The sequence below is a fragment of the Pseudobacillus wudalianchiensis genome (assembly GCF_001685015.1).
Classification (GTDB): Bacteria; Bacillota; Bacilli; order Bacillales; family Domibacillaceae; genus Pseudobacillus; species Pseudobacillus wudalianchiensis.
Window position 1 is genome coordinate 373,347 of the sequence record NZ_MAYT01000027.1, and the last position, 26,213, is coordinate 399,559.

The following is a 26,213-nucleotide window of genomic DNA, read 5'->3' on the forward strand; positions in this document are numbered from 1 at the left end:
CCTCTTTTCCAACCTTCATTGTCCATTCATATTCTTTTACATATTTAACTGCTCCCGGATCTGGAAGGCCATGTCCAAAATCAAGCACCAAGATTTTCTCCATCGTCTTCCCCCCAATCGTTTCTGTCCTTTTCGCCCCTCAGCTCCATTTACTTTTGCTTCTAACTCCGACTTTATCCACTCTGTTATTTTGTTTAGAGCCCATTCCGGTACCCATTCTCCCCATCCAGCACGAATACTATTAGCTGTCATGGATTGAATCACGTGGCATAAGATCCCGCATGATAATAGACCAAATAAAATACCTCGCAATCCCAATGCTGCATCTAGCAAGTGACCTCCACCGGGTAATAGAAGAATAAAAAAAGTACGGAAGAGCCCATCAATTCCGTACTTGCTTGCATAGGATGTGTCTTTTTTAGATGCCCACGTTCCGCTAATCCAATCCATCATAATAAAAAATACAACAGCACTCATTATCGCGTGAACGATTTCTCCTTCACCCTATAAACTTTCAAAAATCGGTGTAAACAAAGCTCCAGTAAATGCTGCACATATTCGTTGTAATGATTCCATCACTTCACCCCTCATATAAAATAAAAAGACGGACTTGTGTCCGCCTGAAAATTTTAACTATTTTCACCATCAACTTATTATCTAATATGCCCCATTTTTTCATCAGGAGAATTGTTCAATTCATCTCCAATATAACCTACTGTACAAGAGCCACTAACATTGGTATATAATTTATTTTTATTTACATATTCAAATTCAATATTACAACCTCCCTTACTATAATATCCTTTACCATTTGTTAATTTCGCTATCCCTTTCAAGTTCTTCATTTTGTAAACCCGTGAACTATTTGCTTCTATTCTTTCATATTCACTGATAATAAAATCAAAAGAACTTGCAGTTTGCTTGCTTATAATCAGATCAGCCCCAATACCTGTGCCAGAAGAAGCATGACTATATTTACCATTCCATGTTTTATTATCAGATTCAAAAGTCAAATATGTACTTGATACATATCCCTTTTTCTTCTTATAAGTGATCATTGACCATCCACTTTTAAGTTTGTTATGAACAGTAACTTTTGTTCCTTTTTAAAGAACCTAACTTCTTAGAACTTGTCGATGGTTTTTCTCTCACATTTAAGGTAATTGCATTTACAGTCGCGGTAGAATTTGCCGCATTTACTGCATTAAATGCAAAAGGCAGCAAAACACTTAAAGCTACAATAAATGCTACTGCAAGTTTTAATAGTTTTTTAGTTTTCAATCCTTTCTCTCCCTTAGTTAATAATTACTACCCTATTATAGAAAAACACACCTAAATTTCAATTATTTTAGAGGTACTAAATAAATTCCTTCTCCTATAAGCAAAGCCTGTATAACGGAGTGCCGCGCATTATAATATTCTTCCTCTAAACTACGATCACGATTGTCCAGACTATTTATTGTGCCAATCCTATCCACCATCACACCCAAATTATTAACTATAGATTTCTCTCTATCACTATATGAGTAGGGATCTTTTTCCATAGCTAGCGTTGTATTATGAATCCATTCCAAAGCATCTTTATCCATTTCATCCACTGGTACTCTATTTTCAAAATCATGCTCTAATGCATCGTAAGCTTTCATTGCCTTATTATCAAATGACTGTTCTACGAAACTAGACAAAGAGTAGACACCCACTGCTAATAAAGCCCCTATCCAAATTCCTTTTTTATTCACATTAATCCCCCCTAGTTTATTTACGTTAATCCCCCTGGTTGAATTTACCATGATTTTGAAATGGGGGAAATAACAAAATCCTTCTTTAAGCACCCTATATCTATGCCGTAATTAAATTCCCATGATCCTCAGAAATTAAATAAGCGCCGATTCCCTCTTTAAGGTCCGGACCGCTTTGAAATGACGTAATCGTATGTGTATGCTTCATCAATAATTCGTTGTCCTACGTATTCTGCCATTATGCAGTACCTCCAAAGATTAAATCATCGAGTTCTTGTTTTATACGGGACTGATGTTCTCTTATCTTTTCATTGTCTTTCAGAAGTAAATCCATTTTTTCTTCAACAGTTAAAGGTCTGTCAATATACTCGTAAAACAAAGTCTTAGTATCATTATCAACCTTCAGTATACTCAACTTCCCTTCTTCAACAGGCATAGGCAGTTAAGCACTTATTTGTTACCGTATAAGAAACATAAGAATCAAAGTCCAGCTGAATAATCGGTAAATACTAGGTCTTTGAATGAACATAAGCTCTTTCTTCAGCGAATAGAGCTTTTTTCTTTTTCTTCAACTATATCTGACAGGGCACTGAGCTCCTCTCCTTATTGACACATTTAGTTTTACTGAGCATTTTCAGCCTATGTGTGAGAATCTTATTCCTTTTGATTATAAAGAAGTCTGTATCTTTTTTTAGAGTTTTAGAAAGAACAAGTGCCTCTTTCATTCGGGATACACATATACCATTTTTATAATTCGAAACGCTGCTTTAATAAAACCAAGCGTTCCAACAAGTTCCTCTTGGGTAACCCCCTTTTATTCGGGCATTTTAATTATTTTTTAAATGAAGTAGGCATCGCCTCCAAGCAATCCCCTACTCACACTCCCTTTCCTTTGCATAAAAAACACACCTATTGAATAGGTACTTTGTTGCCTATTATGATAGATTGAGAAGGTATGATTTCTTCCTTTTTTGGAGGGGGTGCTTTTCTTGCGAGCTTTCCTCTATTGTAAAATTTACCATACTTTCCTATTATATTCGCAGCCTCTGTCGCGGAGGGTATTCTCCCTTTTGCTAAATAAGTGAGGTAATACGTTTTCGTATTTCTTCGGTGAATTACCCAACCAAAGAACTTCATTGCAAACCCATGAGAACTTTTATTACGAAATTTTGTCATTAACTTACCATCCCAAATCGTCATGGTTTGCCCATTCCCCTTACCTCTTTTAAGTTCTCCATGCAATTCTGCATAGATAAGCCCAGGCGATTTTTTCATTTGACTCATAACCATCAATGTTAAGACGTAATTAACAAAAAGCTGGATAAAATTTAATTCTTCTCCTCTAGTAAGAGATATAAAAGCGGTTTCCGGAAGTTTGTCCGGCTTCTCTCCCAATACTAATACTCCTCCCTTACCGCCCTCGCCTTTTACTGTGGCCCACTTTTTTTCTTCATAGTTCTCCCCCCACTATAACCTCGTATCATTATTATTCTTTTCATGTATGACAAATCCCTCCTATAGGTGTGGAGTAAGGAAATTTTCGTTTGTGTTGCATAATGTTGACCTTAGTATCATTGCAACGTTTGTACACAGTGCACAGTCTTATGAAATCTGTGTTCTAGAAAAGTAAGTAATTTAGGCAATAAAAAAGACTTCTCCAAAAGTCTGATTTATTGCCTTTTTTATGTCGGATTATTGTCCCACTACGGCATAAAAAAGCCAGCAACTTCCGCTGACTTCCTCTCTCTTTATTCAACTATAGCACCCCTCAGTTGAAAATAACTAACTAGGAATTCCCTATAGCCTTTCCTGTACCCAAACAAGTGTTACAATCTTGGACATAAACTGATTCAAAACCTGAAGAGAAAAACCCTCTGCCTGAGCAATCGGGACACATTCCCCTTTGGAAGTTTTTCTCTCTTCGTTTTTCTTTTAGATTCCCAAAGAACATTAACGAAACCATGTGACCGCCTCCAAACTTTACCCGTAGTATCAGCTAGTTACATCTTTCAATAATATGAAAGCCAAATTAACTAAACCGCAGCCTCTAGTAAAAAGAATATTATTCTTTATTATTTTTTCTTGCTTTTGCTCTTCGATCTGCTGCTTTTGAACGTTCTTGAGCCACTAGATCATCCTTATCAGCAAGCTCTTGTGAGAATTCAACATCTCGACCATCTGATTGAAAAGCCCCAGCTGTATTCGTAATCTGATCATTATCCTCATTATTTATATTTTGTAACATCTTAAAAAACCTCCGATTGAAATGTAGTATACATATAAAGTGTGTAATTATAACTAACTTTATTCATTTTTTGCTTAGTTTGGTTCAAAGCATTTGTTTCTCTGAAGTATTTACTTTTCTCTCTTCTAATGAACCAGCTACTAACCTGCCTCATTGGGTTAGTAAGAAATTTTTGATTGCTGAATAGTTTCGTCATGATTGAAAATCAAGTTCATATCCACTGGCGTGACCTTCCGTTTTCTTTTTATGAAGTAGCAATTTTTATCATGCTTATTAATTTCACTAATCAGCTGGTATCTATCTCTTCCATTGAGAAGTCCATGTTCCACATTTCATCGAACTCTTTCACTTGTTTCATGGACCAAAGGAGGTTCACTTCTTCCAGTGCTATATAGAGATTTCAGTTCTTATTCTGGAGGAATTTCGTTTCACTGTGTCTGACCGCTCGATTTTCGTATAGGACTTCTTCGATCATGTTGATTCTCCTTTTGATGTTTTCTTCGCGTACTTCTTACTAAAGAAGCAACCCTTTTCGGTTAATTTCTATCAACAGTCGATTTATTTTCTTATAGTCAGGTGTCTCCGGAAGGGGTGACTTCTCTAGAGAAGTTTTTAGCTGGCTGTCATACGCTTCGATCATTTCAATTGCCTCTTCAAAAGAATATTTTCCATTCCGACAGTCAAGCAGTAACTGCCTATTAGGACGGAATGTACGGTAATCACCTGTTTCAAGAATTTCAATTGCACTTGTGAGGAGTCTGATGCTATGCATAAACAATTTGGTATCATAAGCAGAATGCTTAACTGAATCTTGCCTTTCAGTGTCACTTAGCTTTTTATTCTTCAATTTCTGAATTTGGGAATAGGCATACCCCCCAAACTTCTTCTGAATTTTTTTAGATAAGAATAAGCGGCGGTTATCGATCAATTGCTGCCCTAACTCCGTGATCTTTAAGTAGTCTTCTTGCCTTGCAAACAGAATTTCAATGTTGTTAGGCACCCCTAACATGGCATCTTTAACAAATTTGTTTATATGGGTAATGGTAACATCCACATCATCTTTCGTATTTTTAAAGTTCTTGCTGCCGGTCGTATTGTATTCGTTAAAAGATTCTAAGCCTAAGTAGTACTCGACAGGAGGGATGCAAATACCTTTATAATCTCTATCTGACGACTCAATGTTTGTGCCATAAGCATAACTGCCAGTAGGAGTTAGGATTATTGTTCTCTCTTCAAGCCACTCAATGTTAGTTTTTTCGAAGTGCACTTTGCTCACTTTCGTCCCTCCTTTTTTACTGTTTATTTTCTCCGTTCTCTCCTCTTTTATTGCTGCATTGATTATAGAAAAAGGGGCTGGGACAGATGCCCTTATTTAAAATGGAAGATCTATCATCCGGTTATCTTTACTTCTTCCAATAAAATAAACTGTTAAGAAGTATAAGACAGGTAAATATCTAGCAGATATTAAAAATGATGAGCATATGTTAACGAATATCTTCAAAGCTGAGGTTGTCGATACCTACTATGATCAGCAAGGACAGGATAATACACCAATCGCCCTCTTTGTTTTTGATTTTTGACAAAGCATAAAGTATACATATAGAAGTGTTGATGGCGAAAATAGTTGTGAGGGTAAAGCGAATGAGAAACAGATGGATAAGGCTTTGGTGAAAATGGATTGAATAAACGGATAACTTCTGCTGAGGATCCTTAAATTCAGTAGTTTTTTGCTTTCATTACCCGGTATCAATGGGGAGCAATCGCTCTAGTAAGAATCAATTAAATGTTTTCCAACACAAATACTAAAAATACTCCCTATAATTGTGCCATCTATTGAAATCTGAAGTTTCAATCTTTCTTAAATAATATGGTTTAAGAAATAAAAGAATGTGGTAGAGGGTTTCGTGGAGTTATACATAAAGGGGGAGTATTAGGTGAAAGAAGTATCTCAACATTCATTTGAACTAAAAGATTTCTTTAAAAAAAATACCAAGGAATTTGAAGAGAAGCTATTATCTGAGGCTGTCAATGTAAAAGATAAAATCGATGAAATTCTGGCAATCGGGAATATTGACCTTATAAAAAATGCCCATAAGCTAGTGGTTTATATTATTGAAGGGAAGGAAAAAGAACTTCAATTATTTGCGAAACAAGAAGGGATAGCGTGGGCTACTCACTCCCTTACTCTATCCTTTAAATTAGAGTGGGTGCAAGCCATCCGCAGGACTCTATGGAATTTTATAGAACAGTATAACGAATTAGTGGATAAACAGGCGGCTTTGGACTTTTTCCGCTTGGAAAAGGAAGTTAATAACCGGGTTGATACATTTTTAAATACTTTTTTTATTAATTATTCTACATATAAGGATTCCCTGCTCACAGCTCAGAGAGAGTTGGTCGAAAATCTATCGGTTCCCATCATTCCAATCAATGCTTCGGTCTGTATTTTGCCATTGATTGGTTCGGTTGATATTTTTCGAACTTCAGTCCTTGAGGAAAAGGTTTTAACTGAGATTGGGATATCCCGCATCCAAGTCTTAATCATGGATTTATCGGGAATCGGAGATATGGAACCCCAGGTCATTGACCATTTAATGAAAGTTATCAATGGCGCTGCCTTGATGGGATGCAAAACGGTCATTACCGGCTTAAGGGCAGAAGTGGTGAGAAAAATGATCCATCAGGGACTCTCCTTTGATCATACGACCAAAACATTGGGCACGCTGCAACAAGCATTAAAAGAATACTTAGTCAGCTAAATAAAGTATCCATGTAAGTTCTCAAGTGGATAGCGCCGCTAAAGCCCCACTTAAAAGGGGCTTTTTCTTTATCTAACTTGCTGCTATAGTTAAAGAAAAATCTTAAGAGATAGGGTTTGCAATCAAGTTTACTTATAATTGATCAATCTTTTCCCTTTGTTTTTTCTCTGCTGGCGTTACTCGGTAAATAATCTCTACATAAAAAGAAAAAACACCCAATTGCTTGGATGTTTTCATCGTCATTATAAGTCAACCAAATTCCCGTGAAACCTTGTTATTCCTTCATCAGTTACTTCAATTTCCGCGACTCGCACCGATTGGCCCCTGACTGTAACGATATCAGCCTTAAGCATTAGTTGGAGAACGTTATGATGAACTTCGCTCCCGTATCTCCCTCTCTCTGTAATAATCTCTATCTCATATAATTTTTCTTCATTCATTTGGAACTCTCCTTTCAGCGCTATTATTACTCTCCCCCATTTTAATACAAGTAACGTAAATATTCTCTTTTAAAGCTACTTGTACATGTATTTCCTTAAAATCCAGACACTTATCAAAGGACTCTAATCATATTTTGTGTAGTGGACAGTCAGTTTCTATTAGTAGTATCCTTTTTCTTTTTGCTTAAAATCTAACGTATTCGACTTCATCACGCCTTTTTATTACAGCAGGCTTTTGATACTTCGTGTTTTCCAAAGCTCCCCATTAGTCTCTAGCCTAGCATGATCCAACTTGAAACTAGGAAATCTTACTTTTCTGCATACTTTTTTACTCACAGGGAATAATAACCAAAACGCTTTAAGGAGGCTATATTCATGGACGGAATGCGGTTAAGACTAGAAGCCAAAAACCTTTATCTAAGAGTTGCTAATGTCACTCGTGACAATAAAAGTTATGTTCTCCTGACTGCCTATGATGACACTAATAATGAACTTGTTTTGGAACTAACACATGAACAAGCCGGATGGCTGGAAGACCAATTTTATGCGGCTAATCGTAGATATGAAGAGAGACTTACACATCCACAACAAGCAAACGAACCTGTACAGAATCCAATTTTAATACCAAGTGACAGACAGGAATCAACGCATTGAATGATTATAGGGTAATCAAACAACACCTTGAAGAAATTTCAAGGTGTCTTACTTCTGTTAACCTTTCGCTTATTTCTTCATAGAGCTTTCTTAAATCGTCCATAAAAAGATTTATGAAGATCTAAACAAAAAAAGTTCAACCAGAAAGTTCTGGCTGAACGATATAATACGAATGCACCTCACAGTTGAGGTATAATGTTTAGACAATAAAGCTATTTGATTTGAAAACTCTAAAAACTTTATTGTAATTTGACATTTTCTTATTATAGAGGACTTTGCTAGTGCTTCCCCTTTTAATAAAGATATTTCAGGCTAATTGTGTTCTTTACACATTTGCACTGTCCATAAATCCTTTTCCGATAACATCCCGTACATCATGGATAGCCACAAAACTTTCATCATCAATGGCCTTCACGATTTTCTTAAGCATCAGTACTTCTTGTTTGTGGATAATAACATAGAGAATTTTTTTATCGTCCTTCATGTAATAGCCGTATCCCGTGAGTACAGTGATGCCTCGATGTGTTTTTTTATTAATTTGTTCGGCAATTTCTTCATAACTTTTCGAAATGATGGTGACCGCTTTTTTATGATTCATCCCTTCCACAATAAAGTCCATCACTTTTGTTCCGACGTAAAGCATGACAATGGTGACCATCAGACGCTCCGTCCCAATAATAAAGTACGAGGAAAATACCACAATTAAATCAAAAAATAGTAACCCGTAGCTAATACTCCATCCAAAATATTTATTGGCAATGCGGGCAAGAATCGTGGTCCCGGCTGTTGTCCCGCCTGTTCTAATCACCATTCCGATACCAAGCCCTGCGAGGACACCGCCAAATATCGCATTCACTAGCATATCTGATGCCTCTACCCGCCAATCATGACTAAGATGGAGAAAGAGAGAGTTAAAAATAACAGCAATAATTGTATAAAGAACAGAGGTCTTGCTTAAGAACTTATAACCAATCACAATTAAAAGACTATTTATCACGAGAGTTACGAGCCCAGGAGACCATTCAAACAAATAGTAAAGGATGAGCGCAACCCCTGTGACTCCGCCTTCTCCAAGATTAGTAGGTATGATGAGGACATTAATTGCCAAAGCAAAAATAAAGGAACCTACCATAATCGTTAAAATATCCAACAATCTTCTTTTCACATTAACACCTGCTTATATAATTTTTGAAAAACAAACGGGCAGTTCTTTCGTCTCCGCCATAGAAACGAATAGTGCCCGCACATCTCTTTTTAGCTGCTTACCTCTGCATCTAGTATAACGAATCGTTAGCTGTTGCCTGAACCTCCTTCACTTTCTAGGAAGCTAAAAACTTTTTACCATTATACACTTATTGACGGCTATCTTTCTGCATTAATTTATTTCTTTATATAAATCCGGCAACGACTTTAGATTTCAGGGTCCATAATACACCAATCTACTTCCCCGTTTTCTCCTTCGATCAAACCGTTTAACGTAACGGCTAAATCTAAAATGATTCTTCTCGGTCTTCCGTTATTGCCTATAGTTTTTCCTCCCTCAGGACCTTTCGTATTTTCATTATATAGAGCATGATTACAGACGCTCTGAAATTTACATTATCCCTATAGCTATCGTATGACTTTCAGAGCCATATACTTTAGACTGCGGGGCATAAGTCAGATCAATGATAACTTTTACCGAGATAAAGAATCCCAGCTCAATGTTTTGAAAATTGCTACATGAACCTCTCTTAAAGAATAGCTATTTATTAAATATGAAATGGAGGGTAAGAATCCATAAATTACAACTTCATAAAGTTTTTAGGCACCGCAAATGCTTTCTATTAGTTACTTTTATTCGTCGGTATGATCTACCAACCTTTTCATCTATTGGTTGTACCTTTGCAGATCTATATGTATTAGCATTCTGTTCTACTGAACACTAGTAGACGCAAACTGCTATTTAAAAGCAACAAAAAAATAAAAACCCCTAATTAATTAGAGGTTTTTCGTAACTATTTTGCAGCGCTTTATCAATAGCTGAAATTGTACATTCAATATCATTATACGTTTTAGTAATAAGACTATCCAAATATGTTATTTGATAACCATTCTTTTGATAGCATATGGAAAATAGTGGTGTACCATCATCATGTTTAAAAGTTAGTGATATTTCACAAGTAGGGTACTCTTTTAGAGTTTCTAGCATTGTTTTTGTATGGTTTACAGACATATCTTACTATGCTCCCTTCTACTAAGATGAGAAGGTGACTAAGAACAGTCTCTAAGTTCTCAAAAATAATTTAATTTTATTTCTACTGCAACTATAACATAATAGTTTTTTCAAATAAAAGGTTTTTTGGATAAAAACGGATTGCGGTGTTAGATAATTCGCCCACCCTGTCCATTAAACGCCTTAGCTGTGTACGATCATTCAGAGATTTTGCAAAAACAACAGGATGTCCTTCATGCAGCATGATCCTTTACTGTTCAACAGCAGGTCAAAACCGTTGACTATAACACCAGATATTCGTTTTGGCTTTAGACATGACTACTTTGAAAAGTCAATTTCCACCGTTAAAGACTCATAGCATGAGCCTGTTTCAACTGCTTTAATCATGTTATGATCGTCATTTTCTCATTCGTATCGAAAAAAATCAACCTTTGGTATTTCATAGCCGTTCAACTCTTTAGATTTGATTAATTCGCTGCCATTTTCCTCGTAAAACACCCTAAAAGAATCAACAGCTACTCCATACTCGCTATCAAGAAGGTCATACGTTTGTACATACATTTCTCTTATTTCAATCTTGTTCATACTATTTAGGGAAACTTCGGTTGATACTGTATATGACCAGGCAGGCCCTCTTCTCTCTTCGTTAGGAACATTTGTAATAAAGGGGAGAGAAAAGTATAGAAGTAGGCATAATAAAAATAGCGGCAACCGCTTAGTTGACCTCATGTCTCATAGTATTAGACGCGTTTTGAAATATGCTGTCCCCCCCCTTAATAAACCTTTTCGAGGGAATATAAAAACACCCATGAGGGGTTACTGTAAGAAAAAACGAATATTTTTCTGTTTTTGTATCAACATAACTAACATCCAAAGTTAAGTTTACTGCCTAATAAAGCCCATTTGCCGACAGCTATAGGTCAGTCGCTACTCTCTATTATGAATAATGGTTACATGGAGACCACACAATTATACAAAACGCTAAAGGGTTTACTTCTTTAAAAGGGCTTTATGTCAGGGCACCGTATTTGCCTAACCTAGAACGAGTTGGCCTTGTAGAAAACAAAATTCTAAACATGATCTCATTGGAGAAAACACCCAAAATCTATTTGCACCCCCAATGTAAGTTTATTTCTTATTCTTACATATCTGTATTCCATGGAGTTGACATAATAAAATGAAATTTAACAAGAAAAAAATCAACGTTGTAGATATTCAACGAACGAAGAAAAGCGTGTTTGCTACAGGGGTAGGAAACGCTATGGAATGGTTTGATTTTGGCTTATATTCCTATTTAGCGGTTATTATTAGCCAAAACTTTTTTACTGCTGTTGAGAATGATGAACTCAAATTAGTGTTCACATTTGCAACATTTGCCATTGCCTTTTTAATGCGCCCATTAGGTGGTGTTATATTTGGTAAAATCGGAGATAAATCCGGAAGGAAAGTCGTTTTAACAACCACGATTATTTTAATGGCATTCTCTACGTTACTAATCGGCTTATTGCCTACATATGATCAAATAGGCATTTGGGCGCCTATCCTCTTATTAATAGCTAGAATTATTCAGGGTTTTTCAACTGGTGGCGAATACGCTGGTGCCATGGTCTATATTGCAGAATCTTCTCCCGACAATAAGCGTAATATGCTTGGAAGTGGATTAGAAATCGGCACGCTCACTGGTTATATTTTAGCTTCACTACTTGCCAGTACACTCTTTATCACTCTATCTGATCAACAAATGGCCTCATGGGGGTGGAGAATACCATTTCTGCTCGGCTTACCTTTAGGACTTGTTGGTTTGTACCTAAGAAAGAATCTAGAGGAAACGCCGATTTTTGAAAATGAACTTTCTGATGATGGCGTCCAAGAAGAGAGCTTCCGATCTATTTTAAAAAACCACAAAAAAGACATCCTCGTGTGTTTTGTAGCTGTCGCCTTCTTTAATATTACAAACTATATGCTATTATCATACATGCCTTCTTACTTAAATGAAATTATTGGGTTATCTAGTACGGTAGGAACCGTATTAATTACAGCTGTCATGATTATTATGGTGCCGCTTGCTTTCATGTTTGGAAAACTCAGCGATAAAATTGGAAACAAAACCGTATTTTTAATTGGTTTAGGTGGATTAACCTTATTATCTGCGTTTGCTTTTTATTTAATAAACTTAAACGATTTAATATTCATTTCGTTAGGCATTCTCATTCTAGGTGTTCTGCTTTCAACTTATGAAGGCACCATGCCTGGATCGTTACCAACGATGTTTTATACCGATATTCGATACCGTACATTATCTGTGACCTTTAATGTCTCTGTTTCAATTTTTGGCGGAACTACCCCGTTAGTTGCCACATGGCTAGTTCACCAAACAGGAAATAACTTAGCGCCTGCTTTCTATCTAACAGCCGTGAGCGTGATCGGATTTTTAGTGATACTGTTCTTGTTCAAGAGCACTTCAGGAAAATCGCTAAAAGGGTCTTACCCAACCGTTGCTTCTAAGGCTGAGTATAAAGAAGCTGTCGAAAATCCAAAAGATTCATTATGGTGGCATACAGAACAAAGAGAAGAATAATTTGAATGAAAAACCCCCCATTCCATTGAACCACTCGAAATATAGACACTCAAAAAAAGAGCGTCTATATTTCGGGTTAAGGTAAAGAAACCCCCTACTATTGTTACATAGGAGGGGGAAATGTTTATGAGGAAAAAACCGACTACTTATTCAAAAGAATTTAAATATAAAGGAATTAAGTCTACAAAGTATTGCACTGTACTAGCACGAACTTGCTTATTAAACTGGAAATATCTTCATTCTTAGGCGTCATTAACAAAACCTTTAAATTATATTTTAAAATATCCTGCAATTCAAGAAGAGCCCGTGCTATAAGCCCCTTGAATTTCTGTACCGTTCACGCCAATTTTTTTAGAGATCTTGCATTTTTCTTCAAAAGCGCTGCTTTGTGAGACAAGTCTTCTATTTAATTTAGCCTGTTGAACTAAAGCCCTTTTAACTTAAGTACACTCTTTCACAATCTTCTATTCAACAATGATTTAGTTAAGTGCCTGATGGAATCAGGTTAAAGAATTTATTAATTTATATAAAATTGTAGCCCACCAGTCCATAACTCCCCATTTTCTTCCAAGACGAATAGCAAGTGTATTGTTTTCTGGGCTAACGTATAGAACTTGACCTAATGCCCCTAAAGCAAAATAGTCATTATTCGTTTTGTTATTCAGATGTCCCCACCATAAATATTTATAATATGCCTTATTGTGATTAAACCACATTTTTCCCCAAGGATGTTTTTGATAATATCGGAAATGGTCACAATTAGATGGCACATTATTTGGACTTACTGATTCTTTAATCCAATTTTGCTAATAATTTGTTTCCCTTCCCATTCACCATTTTTTAAGTATAAACTGCCGAACTTAGCTAGATCGATTGCGGTCATTACCAACCCGCTCTCAATCTTTTCAAAGGAATGCTTTTCACTATCTACTATCATAAAACCCGGAAATTCCATTCCTAACTGACTCCATATCTTCTCATAAAAAAAGGCTGTTACACTTTTGCCTGTTGTCCTTTCAAGAATAATCCCTAATAGTAACAAATGATAATCATTATAATGAAAAAAGGTATCATTAGTATCTTCTACAACGGTCAGTGCCAATTGCCTTGCATTCGGATACAAATAAACTTTTGCCTCGTCTCTCCATGGAAAATGACCTTCCTTGAACTTTATTCCTGCGTCCATTTGAAGAAGATGTTTGATTCTGATATTTCTTAGTTTTAGTTCAGGTATATAAGAAGAAACGAAATCATCTACACTTTTTATATAGCCATCAGTAATAGCAATTCCAATAAGAGCAGAAATAAATGATTTTGTAATGGAGAACAACTTTTGAGGAGTGTCTCTTTTATGTCCATTAAAATAATCTTCATAAAGAACGGCATCATTTTTAATAATAAGTAATGCAGTAGTACCTGTATTTTCCATAAATTGTTTAAAGTCAGCCATTCTTTTTTTACCTTTATGTAAGTATTCAAGAGTTGAAAACTCCAGTTTATTTGGAGATTCTTTAAAAAAATATGGATTATCATCTAAGGGCAGTTTCTTGGTTGAAAAGAATTGATAATCATTATATGCAACTGTAAACCTATTTCCTAACATATACGAAAGATAAGTATGAATGTAATTTTTCTTGTCCACTAGATAGTTGTTATGTTCCATCAAATTTCCCTCCAAAAGCAACATGAAGAACCGGTGATTTCTATATCAATTTTCTTTTGATTCTATTTAGCCCTATTTAACAGACCTTCCTCAATAATTGTATAGTCTCTTCCGTTTCAATTTCTATAGTCAAGTCAATAATTCCTTTAAAATAAATTTTAAAGAAGAGATGTACTTCATTGTCATCACAAGCATAGGAAACGTATGAATCGGATAAGAGAATAGACGGATTCTCACCATAAACATTAAAAGCATATTAACTTCAAGTTAGCTTACTTGCTGAATCTTTTCATTTATTATTTCGTATAAATAATTACATAATAACACTTCACTAACTTTCTGTTATGGTTCCTTTCTTTTTAAATACAATAATAAAATTGGAGGAAGTTTTTATGAAAGCTATAGTTTGCGATAAATATGGTTCACCTGATGTACTTGAATTAAAAGAGATAAAAAAACCTTTACCTACTGAGAATCAAGTATTGGTGAAAGTTCATTCAGCGTCCTTGAACTTTGGTAACTTGGTTCTCTTGAAAGGCAAACCTTTCTTAGCTCGCTTTGCTTTCGGACTAATAAGACCAAAATACTCCATACCAGGAGGTGACATAGCTGGTAAAGTTGAAGCTGTCGGTAAAGAGGTTAAGCTGTTTCAAGCAGGTGATGAAGTTTTTGGTGACCTCTCTGGTTGTGGCTGGGGCGGTTTTGCTGAATATGTAACTGTTCCCGAATATACTCTGGCCTTAAAACCAGCCAATATCTCCTTCGAGGAAGCTGCTGCGACACCTATGGCAAGTGTGACTGCCTTACAGGGACTACGTAATAAAGGTAAAATTAAGCCGGGACAGAAAGTATTAATTTATGGGGCATCTGGTGGTGTCGGTACTTTCGCGGTGCAAATTGCCAAATCATTCGGGGCTGAAGTAACAGGGGTATGCAGTACAAGAAATTTAGACATATTGCATTCGATAGGAGCAGACCATGTCATTGATTATACAAAAGAGGATTTCACAAAAAATGAGGAGTATTATGACTTGATTCTTGGTGTGAATGGTTCTAATTCCATATCAGCTTATAAACGAGCATTAAAACCAAATGGTAGTTTTGTCCACATAGGAGGTTCCGAATCTCAATTTTTTCAAGCGTTAGTTCTTGGACCTTTTATTTCAATGACTGGAAGCAAGAAAATAAGTAACCTGTTACAGAGAGCAAACCAAAAGGACCTAAATTACGTAAAAGAATTACTTGAGACTGGAAAAGTAAAGCCAATAATTGATAAACGATTTGAGTTAAGTGAAGTAACGGAAGCATTCAAATATTTTCAAGAAGGTCACGCTCAAGGTAAAGTGGTAATTACTATATAATTTAAAGCTGACCATCCCCCCTAACCATTCCTGCTTATGAAAAATAAACTGAATAAATTTACTCGTATTCTTGGTCATGACCATGATTTTACATGAACCAATTGGCTATAACTCAATACCATGGGGAAACGTGATCAAAGCCTTTCACTTAGCGAAATTTGCTATTTCCGTAATAAAAGAGATCCCTACTATGAAAAAAGAACAGCTTGCTTTACAAGACAAGTCTGTTCAAACCAAGTGAAATTCGTTCAATAACTATTTGGATCGCTGTTTAAGAAGAAAACCAGTTAGAAAATTTATATACTCTTTTAAACAAATCCAATCTTTTTATCAGAACCTCTATACTATTACGCTTCTGCTTTTGACCTCATGGGACTACTAGACAGCATATCTTGTTTATGTATAATGAACTCAGTCGTAATATCTGTTAAGGATGATGCTAGTTCTGTTAACTTCATTCCCGTTTCGTGGGTATGATTCATGTGTTCAATTTGTTCTTTAGAATTAGCTAACATTTGCTCAGTACTGGCTAGTGTTTCTTGTGACACAGATGCAAAGCTCTCAGCGGACTGTTCTATTTCAGGCAAAGCTAAAGAAATGAGATTACATTCCTCCTTCATTTTCTCAAGTTCTTCATTAACTTTCTTAATCTCCTCCATCAAATGATCAAACGTTTGTTTAGATTGAAACGAAATGTTAGCATTAAGCTGACTTTTTTGAAGCATATGATGAAATTCTTCAGAAGCTTTCACGGATATTTCTTCCATCGACTGAATGAGTCGTGTAATTTCCTCGGTGGCCCCCTTCGATTGGTCGGCTAATTTTCTGACTTCCCCCGCCACAACGGCAAACCCTTTTCCTGATTCCCCAGCTCTTGCTGCCTCTATTGCTGCATTCAAAGCAAGCAGCTTGGTTTGCTCTGCAAATTGTTGAATTATATTGACAATACTCGCAATTGATAGCGAGTGTTCTTTTACCGTGTTAATAGTATCAGTCATGGTTATAAATTCTTTCTCAAACTGATTCATTGACGTAATCATGTGAACGATATCCTGCTCCCCTTGAGAGGCCCGGTAATTCATGTGTTCCGATGTGCGCGCGATAGTGTTCATGTTTGAGAGCATATGATGGATTTTCTCCTTCATTTCCTGAAACATGCCAATACTTTTTTCAGAACTGATAGCCGTTTGTTCCGCCCCTTCTTTTACTGTAAAAATTGATTCTTTCAGTTCATTATTAAAATACAACGCATTTTCAGAGGCACCCTTCAATTCATCCCCTGTTTCATGTAAAGCGGCGGTTGTGTCATAAAGTTGGTCAAGCATCATTTTCATTTGCCCAATCATTTGATTTAAGCTTTTTATAAGGGAAGAAATTTCAGGAACAGAAGTATTGAGCATAATTTGTTCACTCAAATCCCCGTCTCGTACCTTTCGGATCACTTTTTGTATGGTGCTTAATGGTTTTGTCACACTTCTCACTAATAATATAATAACAATAGACGTAATAAGGACACTGATAATAGAAGTAATGAGCATAAATACTGCTAACTGGTTAATGGGGCCTAAATAATCCGCAGTCGGAACAGCCAATAAATAAATCCCTTTTAACTCAGGTATTTTTTTAAATGTCAGCGTATAATCACTCCCTTGAAACTCAAAGTGAAGAATCCCTTTTTCTTGTTTTCTTACCGACCCTAGGACGTTTTCCGGGAAAGCTAAACGACTTCCTTCACTGACAGTAAACGGTATTACCTCACTTTGTTTTAGTAAGAAAAAGTGACCCGACAGACCGTCTTGTGCTAATTGAGCAGCTTGTAATTTAATTGTAGAGTTAAATTTCTTCAAAAATTCTTCTTCATCGTTAATAAACGTAAACATCAAACTTTGAGCAATCTCAGACATCGAAAAAGCTTCACGCTCCAGACGGTTTTCGGTAATACGAATAGCAGTGTTACGTGATTTTTCATAAGAAACAAAACCAAGCATTCCGGTTGACATGATAAATAAACTTAAAATGCTTATAAGCAATCTGCTTTGTAATGTCCATCTCTTTTGTTTCTGTTTTGGATGTAACTTTCGTTTCCATTTAAATAGATGTGTTCTTTTCTCAATATGAATACCGTACTTCCAGTTCATTTTATCCCCACCTTTCGACCTATCTTTAAGTATGGCATTCTATTGTAAATCTCGTGTAAAAGTTGTATGAAGTTATTTTAAAAAGCAATTTTAGTAAATTTAATCTTATCTCTATTGCAAAGATTCTTTGAATAATGAGATGCTTGGGAGAAAACTAGTAAAGTAAGATAAAAAACACCATAACGGATTACCTAATCCTTATAAAAAACTTCCTGAAGAATCGGTTCTGATATGAAAAACTCAAGATAGCTGCAAGTAATATTCCAAACTTTGACGTATTCATACTCGCAGCCTAAAAAAGAACATGATCAGTATGTCTACGATTTAGAGATTATTTTCAAGGGATCCATAAAATGAAAACAGGCTCTAGGGGGTAATCCCCTAGAGCCTTTCTATAATATACGGTTATAGAAATATAAGTTTATTTCACAGCTTCTTTCAATTCCTTACCTGGTTTAAAAGCAGGAATTTTAGAAGCAGCAATCTGAATTTCTCCTCCAGTTTGTGGATTACGGCCTGTTCGAGCTGCACGTTCACGTACTTCAAATGTTCCAAATCCGATTAACTGGATTTTCTCTTCCTTAGCAAGTGTATTAGAAATCGTTTCAAATAATGCGTTCACAGCTTTTGTAGCATCTTGTTTACTTAACTCGGTTTTCTCTGCAACAACGTTTACTAATTCTGTCTTATTCATATTTAAACACCTCTTCTTTTTACTTTGGGCATTATGTAGAGATTAAAACATAACATATGTTCTATACGTTTGTCACTGAATAAGATTAGATAAACGAAAGAGAAATTTCTTATTATATATTAAACGCCCTAGCTGCTTTGAGCAGCTAGGGCGTTTTCCATCCAACATGATGATATTTATGTTGCAATTCAAATGAAAATTCATATTTTACTTTCTTCAAATAATCCATCCACTAATACAGCCAGTCACTTATAAATAATATCCTCTCTTAATGAAGCAACTTTACTTAAAGCTTTGTCTATGTCTGCTTCACTTACACCAAAGTGAGCAAGCGCATCATGAAGATGTTTTGCAATAGCATCAAAATGGGCTGGCTGTAGATTCATTCCTTCGTGTGCTTTTGCCATTGATTTTCCTGAATACTGATTAGGTCCGCCTAACGCAAAACTAATAAATTTTGTCTGATGACGACGCTGTTTTTCCATATCTGTGTGTTCAAAAAAGTGACTAACTGTATCATCTTTAAGAACCAATTCGGAATAAAAATAGTCCACAACTTTTGCAACAGCTTCTTCTCCGCCAACTTTTTCATAAAGTGTTTGTTCCATTAATTTGCACCCCTATCTAGATGTTTATAATAACATTTTCCCCAAGAGGATCAGGTGTAATCCCTATAAATTGTAATTAATCGTTAATATTCCATTTTTTATTCAGTACTGTCTTTAAGCATATTGAACATACTAAACATTTTCATAGACAGTCCTAAATCTAGTTTTTATATAACCTATTAGGACAAATATGTATCACGTCTATAAGAAAAGATCCGAAAAACGCTTCACTGTACGCCCTCAATAAGGCCGCCTTTAAAATTTCTTTCTAGACGTTCAAATATTACTTTCACCCTCTCATTCTTAGGCTATTCTCTTAATAGCAATAGAAAAGAGTATAAGGGATTTTTGTCCCCAACGTAGTTGGGGGCTAGGCAAAGCCTGACAAAACAAAGTGTCAAGAAAGTCTCTTTATTGTAAGCCTAGTAAAGAAAGAAACTATCTGCCAACCCCTAAATTTCATGGAACGAAAGTATGGTTCTAATTAACACCAAATGATTTTTTTGAACGTAAACGGCCACAAAAAAACGTAGAAAGCACTCTTCTCTCAAGGTCTTTTCCTAATTCAAATGTTTTCAAAATTTAAGCAATGGGGTATAATAACAATAGAACTGTATACATTAAAAAAGACCGTTTCGATGCTGGAACATCAAAACGGCCATACAATAGCAGGTTCCCATTAGAGGGATCGACACACAAATAGCTAAGTTACTAAAACCGCCATGAGGGGCCAATCTCAAGGGCGGTTTTAGTCTTTTTTATGAAATGACAGAATAGATACGATCAAACTCGCGAAAGCAAGTGTAATCATTAAGGTTTCATATACTGTCATGCGGCATCACCTCCCTCCGCTAAAAATGGAGGAGAGTGCCGACCACCCTTGAGAAAACCTATACTATTGTTGCTATTATTATATCATTTTTTCAGCAGGAACGTTTGTTTCTAAAAACATAACCTTTAGTTATTGAACGATCACCTAAATCATTGCCTTACAGACAAACTGATTATTTATATTCTATCTCCCTCTACACTCATTTTTCCATTTGAACTACCCTGTAAATGTTAGACACAAAATTAATATTTGTGGGGGTGTTTTTATAGCTAAATTTAATTCCATAAGAAACACAGCCAAAATTAGTGTATAATAAAAAAAATTACAAAATTACCATAAATTGAATTCATTCATCATCATAATGACCGGGGGATATCAATATGACTCATTATAATGTCGGCGATTTTCAGAATATTTCTAACGTTTTTGTTGATTACCAAAATCTTATTCCAAAACATAATGGATTTGTTTTTAAATTCATAAAGAAAAACAATAAATTCATCCATACGTTTGCGGAAGGTGATTTTCTTAAAAAAGTAAATATCCCCCCTTCACTAATTGTTGGTAAAACTTTGCATGAACTATTACCTGAAAATCAGGCAGATGAGAAACAATCTTGTTATGAGAAAGCCTGGAATGGCAGCATTATTAATTATGAAGGAAACTTAAAGGGATTCCATTATCTTTCTTCATTAACTCCAGTAATTGTCAATTCACAAGTTATTGAAGTAAATGGCACAGCCATAGAGATTACTGAGCACCGCAAGAATACTCTCAAGATTCAAGAGCTGGAAAAGCTTTCGTTAATTGGTGAACTAGCAGCTGGAGTTGCCCATGAAATTCGTAATCCTTTAACGTCTGTAACAGGCTTTGCACAAATGATTAAGGAACTTTCAAATGACAAAACAATAGATAGTTATATTGAAATTGTTCTTACTGAATTAAACAGAATTAATGCCATCGTAAACGAATTTATATTTATCGCTAAGCCTAAAGAAAACATGAAGACTAGAGAAACGGATATCAAGGCTTTGGTCTCTCATGTTGTAGAATTTATGAAACCTCAAGCTACTTTAAATGGCGTTCACCTTATTGAATCTATTCATTTCGATCAGACACTTACTATTCAATGCGATCCCAATCAGATAACACAAGTGCTGATGAACTTGATCCAAAATGCGATTGAAGCGACTACAGATCCTTCTATACAAGAAATAGTCATTTCCCTTAAAAATAGGCACAGCGATAGTTTCTTAATAGAAATTACCGATAAAGGGAGCGGAATATCACAAGAGAGACAGAAAAGGCTGTTCGAACCTTTCTACACAACAAAAGAAAAAGGGACAGGTTTAGGGCTTATGATGTGCAAACGAATTATAGAAAACCATAATGGTACCATAGAAATTAATAGTCAACTTGGTGAAGGAACAACTGTTAAAATCAATTTGCCCATGGTTTTCGACCATCAACAATTACAGGGCTAGCCAGTTCAGCGGCTATCATAATCAGTACCCGACAGCGGGAGGATTAGTATACTTAAATACTCTTCCTTCCAGCTTCTCATGAGAAGCTGAACTCGCTTATTCTTTGACATACCCTATTTTAACTTATTACCTCATCGTTTATGCCACTCGGCGGTCATGTGACCAAGGATACAATCAGACTGATCATGAATCAACTGCCGAATGTCCTCTATAGCTCCAGACAAGTTCATCCGCTTGCGGGGGCACCACTAATAAAAAGGAATAAGCTGTTGCTTTCCCCTTTTCTTCCCTGACTACAAAGTTAGGGAATACTCTCTGGCTGAAAATAAAGAAAGATACCTCAGAACATACCATAATGCAAAGAAGTCTTTAGTCCGTTCGACAGCTCCGTTAAGTATGAAAAAGCAAAGATGCTGAATGGGAGGATTCGGTAGAGTTTGTAAACGCTTATTAAAGGTGTATTTAGGTGATTAAATATCGAAAACAAGAAGGCTCACCGTGATCGTGGATATCTATGTACGAAGCTGTGTTAATAAGATTGCGGCAAGGGACGAGAAGGAACCTGCTAGCTGCCCGTTTTGTGACAAGCAGGACATTAAGTTTATAAAATTAGGCAGTTTTAAAGATAAATAAAAGAAGCGTCGTCTGACGCTTCAATGGTAAGTGAAGGAATTGGTTTTGGGCTTTGAGTTTGGAATAGGTTGGTTCCTACATTTTAAAAATTAGTAGCTACCGCTCATGAAAGTTGCACCAACAATAATTAATAGGATGAAGAGGACGACAATCAGAACAAAACTGCTGCCATATCCACCGCCGCTAGATCCACCGCCGTAATAGCATGACATAAACAGCACCTCCTTTTTAATGGGTTAGTACATGTTATGCAAAGCTTGTTCTCTTTGAAATGGACAAACATGTAAGTATATAAAAAAAAGGAAATTAGGTATTGTACATTTTGTTAATTAACCTATTAACCTTGCTTTGCCGAACATCGGAGGATAATGGACATGCTATATTTCTCATTCATTTTCTTCACTATTACACTAAAACACCCCTTCACTCAAAAAACAGAAACTCTTCACTCCCCTCTATCACTTTAAAGAAAAATAGTGATCGAAGAATAAAGCAGTAACAAAGACATAATCAGTCGAAAGGACTTGTCATATTTAGAGAAAAAATCTTTAAATATCGAACCGAATCCTGACCATAGAAGCAACGCTGTCCATCCTAGAAGAATGGTTACAGTTAAATACAGTACGATGGATGTAAGTGAGTGATTAAACGGTAAAATAAAAGCACTCATCACGGTTAAAAAGAACAAAATGCTTTTTACATTGATCATCTGAAAGATAAAGCCTGATAAAAAAGAAGATTGTACATCTTCAGATTTTTTTCAGTACTTGTATGTAAACCAACTTGCCCAGCCAAATAGAGCAGATAGACTGCACCGCTTGCCGCGCCTGCCGAACTGACATTTTAAAACACTCACCTATCTAATTTTTCAAAAAACAATTGACAAACCGACGGTCGGTTTGTATTGTTGGAATATAAATGAAAAAATGGTAAGGAGAGATCAACTTGAAGTTAGCCTCCAAAAGAAAGGTCATTCAATCCGTTATAGGGAGTATCTTCATAAATGGACTCGTACCTGTTGTCCTGTATCATGTGTTCTTGAATCATTTCTCAAGTTTTGTTTCACTGCTGCTTGCCACTTCGGTTCCACTTCTAGATAACCTCTATCATATTGTGAAACATCGGAAAGCCGATGCTTTTGGGTTGTTTATGTTGACCGGTTTTGTTCTGAGTTTATTGGCGTTTTTATTAGGCGGCAGCGAGAAATTAATTTTAATGAGGGAATCGCTAGTAACGGGAATATTAGGACTTATCTTTATCGGTTCTCTTTTTTATTCAAAACCGCTCATTTATCATTTTGCCATTAGATTCAGCTCAAGTGATGAGTCGGAGCAGAAAGGCAAGTTTGCGAGTCACTGGGAGTTCCCCTATTTTCGCTTTGTCCTAAGAGTAATGACTGCTGTATGGGGAATGGCCCTTTTGGTTGAAGCAGTTATTAAAACAATTTTAGTATATGAGCTGTCGACTCCTGCTTTCTTAGCCGTTTCCCAAATCGTTTTCTACAGTGTAATCGGGGGAACGATTTTATGGACAGTCATCTATCGCAGATTTGCAAAAACGCGCTTAGATTTATTAATAGCCTCAAGAAATTGAATAAGGAGAATACAAAAATGTCTAATCCAACTTCTCATGATAACCCAACATTTCAGACGATTTTATTAGCCACTGAGGAACTTATTCTGGAAAAAGGCTGCAGAAATACGACACTTAAAGACATTATTGAAAGAACTGGGCTTTCTAAAGGGGCCATTTATCACTATGTTGCCAGTAAAGATGAATTGTTTGGACTTATTCTCAAATCCAAAATCGAACAAGAGAATGAAAAATTCAATCAGATCGTTCATCACCAAATGAGCGGTGCCGCTCATGCTGGCCAGTTTGGGGTGGTCACTGAATTTTTCCATAGTAGACAGAATACAAATGACGTAGGGAATCTGATATTCATTTATTTGTTAAGCCAAGACGATGAAAAGGTTAAAAGCATTTTAAATAGTATTTACCAATATAGTAAGTCAACTGGTATTCAATGGATCGAGATGGGGCAAACAAATGGCGTGATTCCCCCAACGATCGATGCCGAGAAAATGGCCGCCTTATTTATGACTTTTTCCTATGGCCTTAGAGTAACTCAACTTCTTTCCTCCTCTGAAGATGAACGAATCGCATCGAGTGATATTTTTAAATTACTCATTCAGACATTGTCATAGATACAGGATATCGGGTGAAATCCGTAAAAGGTTCTCCGCCTCCTTCTACATACCATCTATCAGTTTACTTTTTACTAAGAGGTGTCAGGTATGGAATTCTTAGCAATCCACACAATCAACTTACAAGAATTAGCCCAAGTGAAGCAGTTTTACGCTGATATCACTTCCGATTTAAGAAAAAAAGGGATTCATCAATGGGACTATTTTTACCCTAATCATTTTGTTATAAAGAATGATTTAAAAAATGGCACTCTTTTTGGAGTGAAAGAAGAACATCACTTGATCGGTACCATTGTTCTCAATATGAACCAAAGCAAACAGTATTTGAAACTCCACTGGGAGGAACAATCAGGCAGGCCATTCATCATTCACCGATTAGCTGTTCATCCTCTCCATCAAGGCAAGGGAATTGGAAAAAAACTTTTAAACTTTGCTAAAGAATATGCTTTTAAAAAAGGATATACGAGCATTCGTTTGGACGTATATGCCCAAAATCCTGAGGCTGTTGGAATGTATGAAAGAGCTGGTTATCAAATAAGAGGGACAGTTAAGTTTCCATTAAGAAAAGTGCCATATTTATGTTTTGAAAAAATCATTTCAACTATAAATTAAATAGGAGTGATACGCGGTGGAAAAAAGTAAAAAGTTAAATTGGTCTATAATGGGACTTTATATGACTGTCCTACTATTCAGCGCCTATATAGTCGTAATGTATTTTATTATTGGGACTGAAGGTGCGCAGATAATGAAAGGAAAAGTGGAAGACGAAAACTTTAATTTGTCCATTTGGAAAGCCTTGTTCTATCCTCATATTATACTGGGGGCAATTGCATTGGCCCTCGGTCCATTTCAATTAACTAAAACGAGTCGTCAAAATCCAAAGCTGCATCGGAACTTAGGGAAGATTTATGGATTCACCATTTTCATCAATGTATTATTGGTTCCATATATTTCTCTCTTTTCGACAGGTGGCCGGTCATCTATGATTGCCTTCCTTGTGTTGAATGCTTTTTGGCTTGGAACAACCGCTATGGGAGTCCTTAGGGGCTTTCAAAAAAGAATATCATCGCATAAAACATGGATTCTTAGAAGTTATGCTATCACATGGGTCTTTGTTTCCTTTAGAATCGTTGTCATTCCATTCTCCGCTTTTTTAGATCTCGCCATTAGTTTTCCAATAGCGGTTTACCTTTCTATTGCTTTAAACCTTCTTTTTGTTGAATGGAAAAGAAAGAAAGGAGAGACACAATCTTTATCACATCATTCGTTGGTACGATGAAAGTTCGAAAGAAGTTTTTCTTTACTAGATCTTCGTTATGATCAAAGCAATCCGGAATACTTACTATCTCATCCTGCAATAGTTTTTTAACAAAAGCCTCTCTCTTTATAGTCAATAAAACTCATTTTTGTTATCTCCACTCCCTCTTCATCTGATTAAATGGTGAAGAGGGAGTGATTATTTTAACAAACTCTATTACTCTCAAACTTCATTAGTTGGAGAAAAAATAAAAGTTTAAAGGATAACACCGGAAAAATCTCCTTTTAATACTTCTTTTCCATTCTGATTTTCACATAAAAAAGACGAAGCAATAGCTGTTCTATTATTTTCTTGTCTTTCATATTTTTCAATTTTAACCCTACAAATTATCGTATCCCCCGTAAACACGGGTCTTAAAAATTCAAAATTCATATTACGAGCCAGCACATTATGATCCCCACCTACTTTTGTTGGCAAAGTTGCCGTTAACAACCCTTGGACGACAAGTCTTCCCTGTTCATCTGGGGCAATATGATGAATCCCTTCATCACCTGAGATCTCTGTAAATAATTCTACATCCCTTACTGTAAAAGTCCGTTCGAATGTAATGATATCTCCTACTTTTAACGACATATCAAATCTCCTCCCCAAAAGTTTTATCCTGCATGGCCGATCCTACTGTGGATGGTGGAAAGATTATAATAA

At 36.0% G+C, this 26,213-nt stretch carries 30 protein-coding genes and 1 pseudogene; 10 read left to right on the forward strand and 21 right to left on the reverse strand.

The window, feature by feature from the left end; translation table 11 throughout:
- Nucleotides 1-36: 36 nt before the first annotated feature.
- The 9 genes from A8F95_RS15030 to A8F95_RS15070 form a co-directional block, all read right to left on the reverse strand.
- Nucleotides 37-477: a phage holin family protein gene (locus A8F95_RS15030; protein WP_065411247.1), complete on the reverse strand. Its 441-nt coding sequence runs from the start codon at nt 475-477 to the stop codon at nt 37-39.
- Between the two features lie 176 nt (nt 478-653).
- Nucleotides 654-1,058: a hypothetical protein gene (locus A8F95_RS15035; RefSeq protein WP_065411248.1), complete on the reverse strand. Its 405-nt coding sequence runs from the start codon at nt 1,056-1,058 to the stop codon at nt 654-656.
- Nucleotides 1,059-1,080: 22 nt separating this feature from the next.
- A complete protein-coding gene (locus A8F95_RS15040) occupies nt 1,081-1,281 on the reverse strand; it encodes an SH3 domain-containing protein (RefSeq protein ID WP_065411249.1) in 201 nt (66 codons plus the stop codon).
- A gap of 62 nt (nt 1,282-1,343) precedes the next feature.
- Nucleotides 1,344-1,739: a calponin homology domain-containing protein gene (locus A8F95_RS15045; protein ID WP_065411250.1), complete on the reverse strand. Its 396-nt coding sequence runs from the start codon at nt 1,737-1,739 to the stop codon at nt 1,344-1,346.
- Nucleotides 1,740-1,977: 238 nt separating this feature from the next.
- Nucleotides 1,978-2,175 (reverse strand): hypothetical protein, encoded by a 198-nt coding sequence (locus A8F95_RS15050; protein ID WP_065411251.1) that lies wholly within the window; start codon nt 2,173-2,175, stop codon nt 1,978-1,980.
- Between the two features lie 473 nt (nt 2,176-2,648).
- Complete coding sequence (locus A8F95_RS15055; protein ID WP_065411252.1) at nt 2,649-3,134, reverse strand: hypothetical protein; 486 nt, start codon at nt 3,132-3,134, stop codon at nt 2,649-2,651.
- 667 nt (nt 3,135-3,801) lie between these two features.
- On the reverse strand, nt 3,802-3,984 hold the full coding sequence (locus A8F95_RS15060) for a YfhD family protein (RefSeq protein ID WP_065411253.1): 183 nt from the start codon (nt 3,982-3,984) through the stop codon (nt 3,802-3,804).
- Between the two features lie 158 nt (nt 3,985-4,142).
- Nucleotides 4,143-4,313 (reverse strand): hypothetical protein, encoded by a 171-nt coding sequence (locus A8F95_RS22605; protein WP_176713720.1) that lies wholly within the window; start codon nt 4,311-4,313, stop codon nt 4,143-4,145.
- Between the two features lie 185 nt (nt 4,314-4,498).
- The gene (locus A8F95_RS15070) at nt 4,499-5,260 is read right to left on the reverse strand and encodes a nucleotidyltransferase domain-containing protein (RefSeq protein ID WP_065411255.1); all 762 of its coding nucleotides are present in this window, start codon (nt 5,258-5,260) and stop codon (nt 4,499-4,501) included.
- 658 nt (nt 5,261-5,918) lie between these two features.
- Here A8F95_RS15070 and A8F95_RS15075 point away from each other — a divergent pair.
- The gene (locus A8F95_RS15075) at nt 5,919-6,743 is read left to right on the forward strand and encodes an STAS domain-containing protein (RefSeq protein ID WP_065411256.1); all 825 of its coding nucleotides are present in this window, start codon (nt 5,919-5,921) and stop codon (nt 6,741-6,743) included.
- A 242-nt stretch (nt 6,744-6,985) separates the two neighbouring features.
- On the opposite strand, the gene A8F95_RS15080 is transcribed toward A8F95_RS15075, so the two are convergent.
- Nucleotides 6,986-7,183: a hypothetical protein gene (locus tag A8F95_RS15080; protein ID WP_065411257.1), complete on the reverse strand. Its 198-nt coding sequence runs from the start codon at nt 7,181-7,183 to the stop codon at nt 6,986-6,988.
- Between the two features lie 375 nt (nt 7,184-7,558).
- On the opposite strand from A8F95_RS15080, the gene A8F95_RS15085 reads away from it, so the two are divergent.
- Nucleotides 7,559-7,837 carry a hypothetical protein gene (locus A8F95_RS15085; RefSeq protein WP_065411258.1) on the forward strand — a complete coding sequence of 93 codons (279 nt, stop codon included), beginning with the start codon at nt 7,559-7,561 and terminating at the stop codon, nt 7,835-7,837.
- Between the two features lie 325 nt (nt 7,838-8,162).
- Here A8F95_RS15085 and A8F95_RS15090 read toward each other — a convergent pair whose 3' ends face one another.
- The 3 genes and pseudogenes from A8F95_RS15090 to A8F95_RS22610 all read right to left on the reverse strand — a co-directional run bounded on the left by A8F95_RS15090 (nt 8,163) and on the right by A8F95_RS22610 (nt 10,637).
- On the reverse strand, nt 8,163-9,002 hold the full coding sequence (locus A8F95_RS15090) for a YitT family protein (protein WP_065411259.1): 840 nt from the start codon (nt 9,000-9,002) through the stop codon (nt 8,163-8,165).
- Between the two features lie 248 nt (nt 9,003-9,250).
- Nucleotides 9,251-9,364, reverse strand: a pseudogene (locus A8F95_RS21955) (dihydrofolate reductase family protein); the annotation flags it as partial.
- 1,093 nt (nt 9,365-10,457) lie between these two features.
- On the reverse strand, nt 10,458-10,637 hold the full coding sequence (locus tag A8F95_RS22610) for a hypothetical protein (protein ID WP_176713721.1): 180 nt from the start codon (nt 10,635-10,637) through the stop codon (nt 10,458-10,460).
- 592 nt (nt 10,638-11,229) lie between these two features.
- Between A8F95_RS22610 and A8F95_RS15105 the strand changes: the two genes are divergently transcribed.
- Nucleotides 11,230-12,630, forward strand: coding sequence for an MFS transporter (locus A8F95_RS15105; RefSeq protein WP_065411262.1), 1,401 nt, complete (start codon nt 11,230-11,232; stop codon nt 12,628-12,630).
- Nucleotides 12,631-13,411: 781 nt separating this feature from the next.
- On the opposite strand, the gene A8F95_RS15115 is transcribed toward A8F95_RS15105, so the two are convergent.
- Nucleotides 13,412-14,293 carry a serine hydrolase domain-containing protein gene (locus A8F95_RS15115; RefSeq protein ID WP_065411264.1) on the reverse strand — a complete coding sequence of 294 codons (882 nt, stop codon included), beginning with the start codon at nt 14,291-14,293 and terminating at the stop codon, nt 13,412-13,414.
- 392 nt (nt 14,294-14,685) lie between these two features.
- Here A8F95_RS15115 and A8F95_RS15120 point away from each other — a divergent pair, with 392 nt between their 5' ends.
- Nucleotides 14,686-15,654 (forward strand): NAD(P)-dependent alcohol dehydrogenase, encoded by a 969-nt coding sequence (locus A8F95_RS15120; protein ID WP_065411265.1) that lies wholly within the window; start codon nt 14,686-14,688, stop codon nt 15,652-15,654.
- Between the two features lie 76 nt (nt 15,655-15,730).
- Entirely contained in the window at nt 15,731-15,895 is a 165-nt protein-coding gene (locus tag A8F95_RS22615) for a hypothetical protein (protein WP_176713722.1), read from the forward strand.
- A 106-nt stretch (nt 15,896-16,001) separates the two neighbouring features.
- On the opposite strand, the gene A8F95_RS15125 is transcribed toward A8F95_RS22615, so the two are convergent.
- The 4 genes from A8F95_RS15125 to A8F95_RS23420 form a co-directional block, all read right to left on the reverse strand.
- The gene (locus tag A8F95_RS15125; RefSeq protein ID WP_065411266.1) at nt 16,002-17,792 is read right to left on the reverse strand and encodes a methyl-accepting chemotaxis protein; all 1,791 of its coding nucleotides are present in this window, start codon (nt 17,790-17,792) and stop codon (nt 16,002-16,004) included.
- 421 nt (nt 17,793-18,213) lie between these two features.
- The gene (locus tag A8F95_RS15130; RefSeq protein WP_065411267.1) at nt 18,214-18,486 is read right to left on the reverse strand and encodes an HU family DNA-binding protein; all 273 of its coding nucleotides are present in this window, start codon (nt 18,484-18,486) and stop codon (nt 18,214-18,216) included.
- A gap of 245 nt (nt 18,487-18,731) precedes the next feature.
- Entirely contained in the window at nt 18,732-19,094 is a 363-nt protein-coding gene (locus tag A8F95_RS15135) for a group I truncated hemoglobin (RefSeq protein ID WP_065411268.1), read from the reverse strand.
- Between the two features lie 748 nt (nt 19,095-19,842).
- The gene (locus A8F95_RS23420) at nt 19,843-19,926 is read right to left on the reverse strand and encodes a putative holin-like toxin (RefSeq protein ID WP_425415008.1); all 84 of its coding nucleotides are present in this window, start codon (nt 19,924-19,926) and stop codon (nt 19,843-19,845) included.
- Nucleotides 19,927-20,306: 380 nt separating this feature from the next.
- Between A8F95_RS23420 and A8F95_RS15140 the strand changes: the two genes are divergently transcribed.
- Nucleotides 20,307-21,410, forward strand: a complete 1,104-nt coding sequence (locus A8F95_RS15140; protein WP_065411269.1) for an ATP-binding protein — start codon at nt 20,307-20,309, stop codon at nt 21,408-21,410.
- A 722-nt stretch (nt 21,411-22,132) separates the two neighbouring features.
- Here A8F95_RS15140 and A8F95_RS15145 read toward each other — a convergent pair.
- The gene (locus A8F95_RS15145; protein ID WP_065411270.1) at nt 22,133-22,255 is read right to left on the reverse strand and encodes a YjcZ family sporulation protein; all 123 of its coding nucleotides are present in this window, start codon (nt 22,253-22,255) and stop codon (nt 22,133-22,135) included.
- A gap of 251 nt (nt 22,256-22,506) precedes the next feature.
- Nucleotides 22,507-22,713, reverse strand: coding sequence for a hypothetical protein (locus tag A8F95_RS23095; protein ID WP_245671361.1), 207 nt, complete (start codon nt 22,711-22,713; stop codon nt 22,507-22,509).
- A 275-nt stretch (nt 22,714-22,988) separates the two neighbouring features.
- Between A8F95_RS23095 and A8F95_RS15150 the strand changes: the two genes are divergently transcribed.
- The 4 genes from A8F95_RS15150 to A8F95_RS15165 all read left to right on the forward strand — a co-directional run bounded on the left by A8F95_RS15150 (nt 22,989) and on the right by A8F95_RS15165 (nt 25,529).
- Nucleotides 22,989-23,636: a VC0807 family protein gene (locus A8F95_RS15150; protein ID WP_065411271.1), complete on the forward strand. Its 648-nt coding sequence runs from the start codon at nt 22,989-22,991 to the stop codon at nt 23,634-23,636.
- A gap of 17 nt (nt 23,637-23,653) precedes the next feature.
- Entirely contained in the window at nt 23,654-24,250 is a 597-nt protein-coding gene (locus A8F95_RS15155; RefSeq protein ID WP_065411272.1) for a TetR/AcrR family transcriptional regulator, read from the forward strand.
- A 90-nt stretch (nt 24,251-24,340) separates the two neighbouring features.
- Nucleotides 24,341-24,862 (forward strand): GNAT family N-acetyltransferase, encoded by a 522-nt coding sequence (locus A8F95_RS15160; protein ID WP_065411273.1) that lies wholly within the window; start codon nt 24,341-24,343, stop codon nt 24,860-24,862.
- A 133-nt stretch (nt 24,863-24,995) separates the two neighbouring features.
- The gene (locus tag A8F95_RS15165) at nt 24,996-25,529 is read left to right on the forward strand and encodes a DUF2306 domain-containing protein (protein WP_176713723.1); all 534 of its coding nucleotides are present in this window, start codon (nt 24,996-24,998) and stop codon (nt 25,527-25,529) included.
- A gap of 234 nt (nt 25,530-25,763) precedes the next feature.
- On the opposite strand, the gene A8F95_RS15170 is transcribed toward A8F95_RS15165, so the two are convergent.
- The gene (locus tag A8F95_RS15170; RefSeq protein WP_065411275.1) at nt 25,764-26,141 is read right to left on the reverse strand and encodes a hotdog domain-containing protein; all 378 of its coding nucleotides are present in this window, start codon (nt 26,139-26,141) and stop codon (nt 25,764-25,766) included.
- Nucleotides 26,142-26,213: the final 72 nt, after the last annotated feature.

What these genes read in the sequence shown, in the direction of transcription:
- A8F95_RS15135 (WP_065411268.1), bottom strand. Translation starts at nt 19,094, where the DNA reads ATGGAACAAACACTTTATGAAAAAGTTGGCGGAGAAGAAGCTGTTGCA.
- A8F95_RS15050 (WP_065411251.1), bottom strand. Translation starts at nt 2,175, where the DNA reads ATGCCTGTTGAAGAAGGGAAGTTGAGTATACTGAAGGTTGATAATGAT.
- A8F95_RS15160 (WP_065411273.1), top strand. Translation starts at nt 24,341, where the DNA reads ATGGAATTCTTAGCAATCCACACAATCAACTTACAAGAATTAGCCCAA.
- A8F95_RS15130 (WP_065411267.1), bottom strand. Translation starts at nt 18,486, where the DNA reads ATGAATAAGACAGAATTAGTAAACGTTGTTGCAGAGAAAACCGAGTTA.
- A8F95_RS15115 (WP_065411264.1), bottom strand. Translation starts at nt 14,293, where the DNA reads ATGGAACATAACAACTATCTAGTGGACAAGAAAAATTACATTCATACT.
- A8F95_RS22615 (WP_176713722.1), top strand. Translation starts at nt 15,731, where the DNA reads ATGACCATGATTTTACATGAACCAATTGGCTATAACTCAATACCATGG.
- A8F95_RS23420 (WP_425415008.1), bottom strand. Translation starts at nt 19,926, where the DNA reads ATGACAGTATATGAAACCTTAATGATTACACTTGCTTTCGCGAGTTTG.
- A8F95_RS15085 (WP_065411258.1), top strand. Translation starts at nt 7,559, where the DNA reads ATGGACGGAATGCGGTTAAGACTAGAAGCCAAAAACCTTTATCTAAGA.
- A8F95_RS15060 (WP_065411253.1), bottom strand. Translation starts at nt 3,984, where the DNA reads ATGTTACAAAATATAAATAATGAGGATAATGATCAGATTACGAATACA.
- A8F95_RS15155 (WP_065411272.1), top strand. Translation starts at nt 23,654, where the DNA reads ATGTCTAATCCAACTTCTCATGATAACCCAACATTTCAGACGATTTTA.
- A8F95_RS23095 (WP_245671361.1), bottom strand. Translation starts at nt 22,713, where the DNA reads ATGAGTGCTTTTATTTTACCGTTTAATCACTCACTTACATCCATCGTA.
- A8F95_RS15165 (WP_176713723.1), top strand. Translation starts at nt 24,996, where the DNA reads ATGAAAGGAAAAGTGGAAGACGAAAACTTTAATTTGTCCATTTGGAAA.
- A8F95_RS15080 (WP_065411257.1), bottom strand. Translation starts at nt 7,183, where the DNA reads ATGAATGAAGAAAAATTATATGAGATAGAGATTATTACAGAGAGAGGG.
- A8F95_RS15125 (WP_065411266.1), bottom strand. Translation starts at nt 17,792, where the DNA reads ATGAACTGGAAGTACGGTATTCATATTGAGAAAAGAACACATCTATTT.
- A8F95_RS22610 (WP_176713721.1), bottom strand. Translation starts at nt 10,637, where the DNA reads ATGAACAAGATTGAAATAAGAGAAATGTATGTACAAACGTATGACCTT.
- A8F95_RS15140 (WP_065411269.1), top strand. Translation starts at nt 20,307, where the DNA reads ATGACTCATTATAATGTCGGCGATTTTCAGAATATTTCTAACGTTTTT.
- A8F95_RS15035 (WP_065411248.1), bottom strand. Translation starts at nt 1,058, where the DNA reads ATGATCACTTATAAGAAGAAAAAGGGATATGTATCAAGTACATATTTG.
- A8F95_RS15170 (WP_065411275.1), bottom strand. Translation starts at nt 26,141, where the DNA reads ATGTCGTTAAAAGTAGGAGATATCATTACATTCGAACGGACTTTTACA.
- A8F95_RS15120 (WP_065411265.1), top strand. Translation starts at nt 14,686, where the DNA reads ATGAAAGCTATAGTTTGCGATAAATATGGTTCACCTGATGTACTTGAA.
- A8F95_RS15145 (WP_065411270.1), bottom strand. Translation starts at nt 22,255, where the DNA reads ATGTCATGCTATTACGGCGGTGGATCTAGCGGCGGTGGATATGGCAGC.
- A8F95_RS15030 (WP_065411247.1), bottom strand. Translation starts at nt 477, where the DNA reads ATGAGTGCTGTTGTATTTTTTATTATGATGGATTGGATTAGCGGAACG.
- A8F95_RS15105 (WP_065411262.1), top strand. Translation starts at nt 11,230, where the DNA reads ATGAAATTTAACAAGAAAAAAATCAACGTTGTAGATATTCAACGAACG.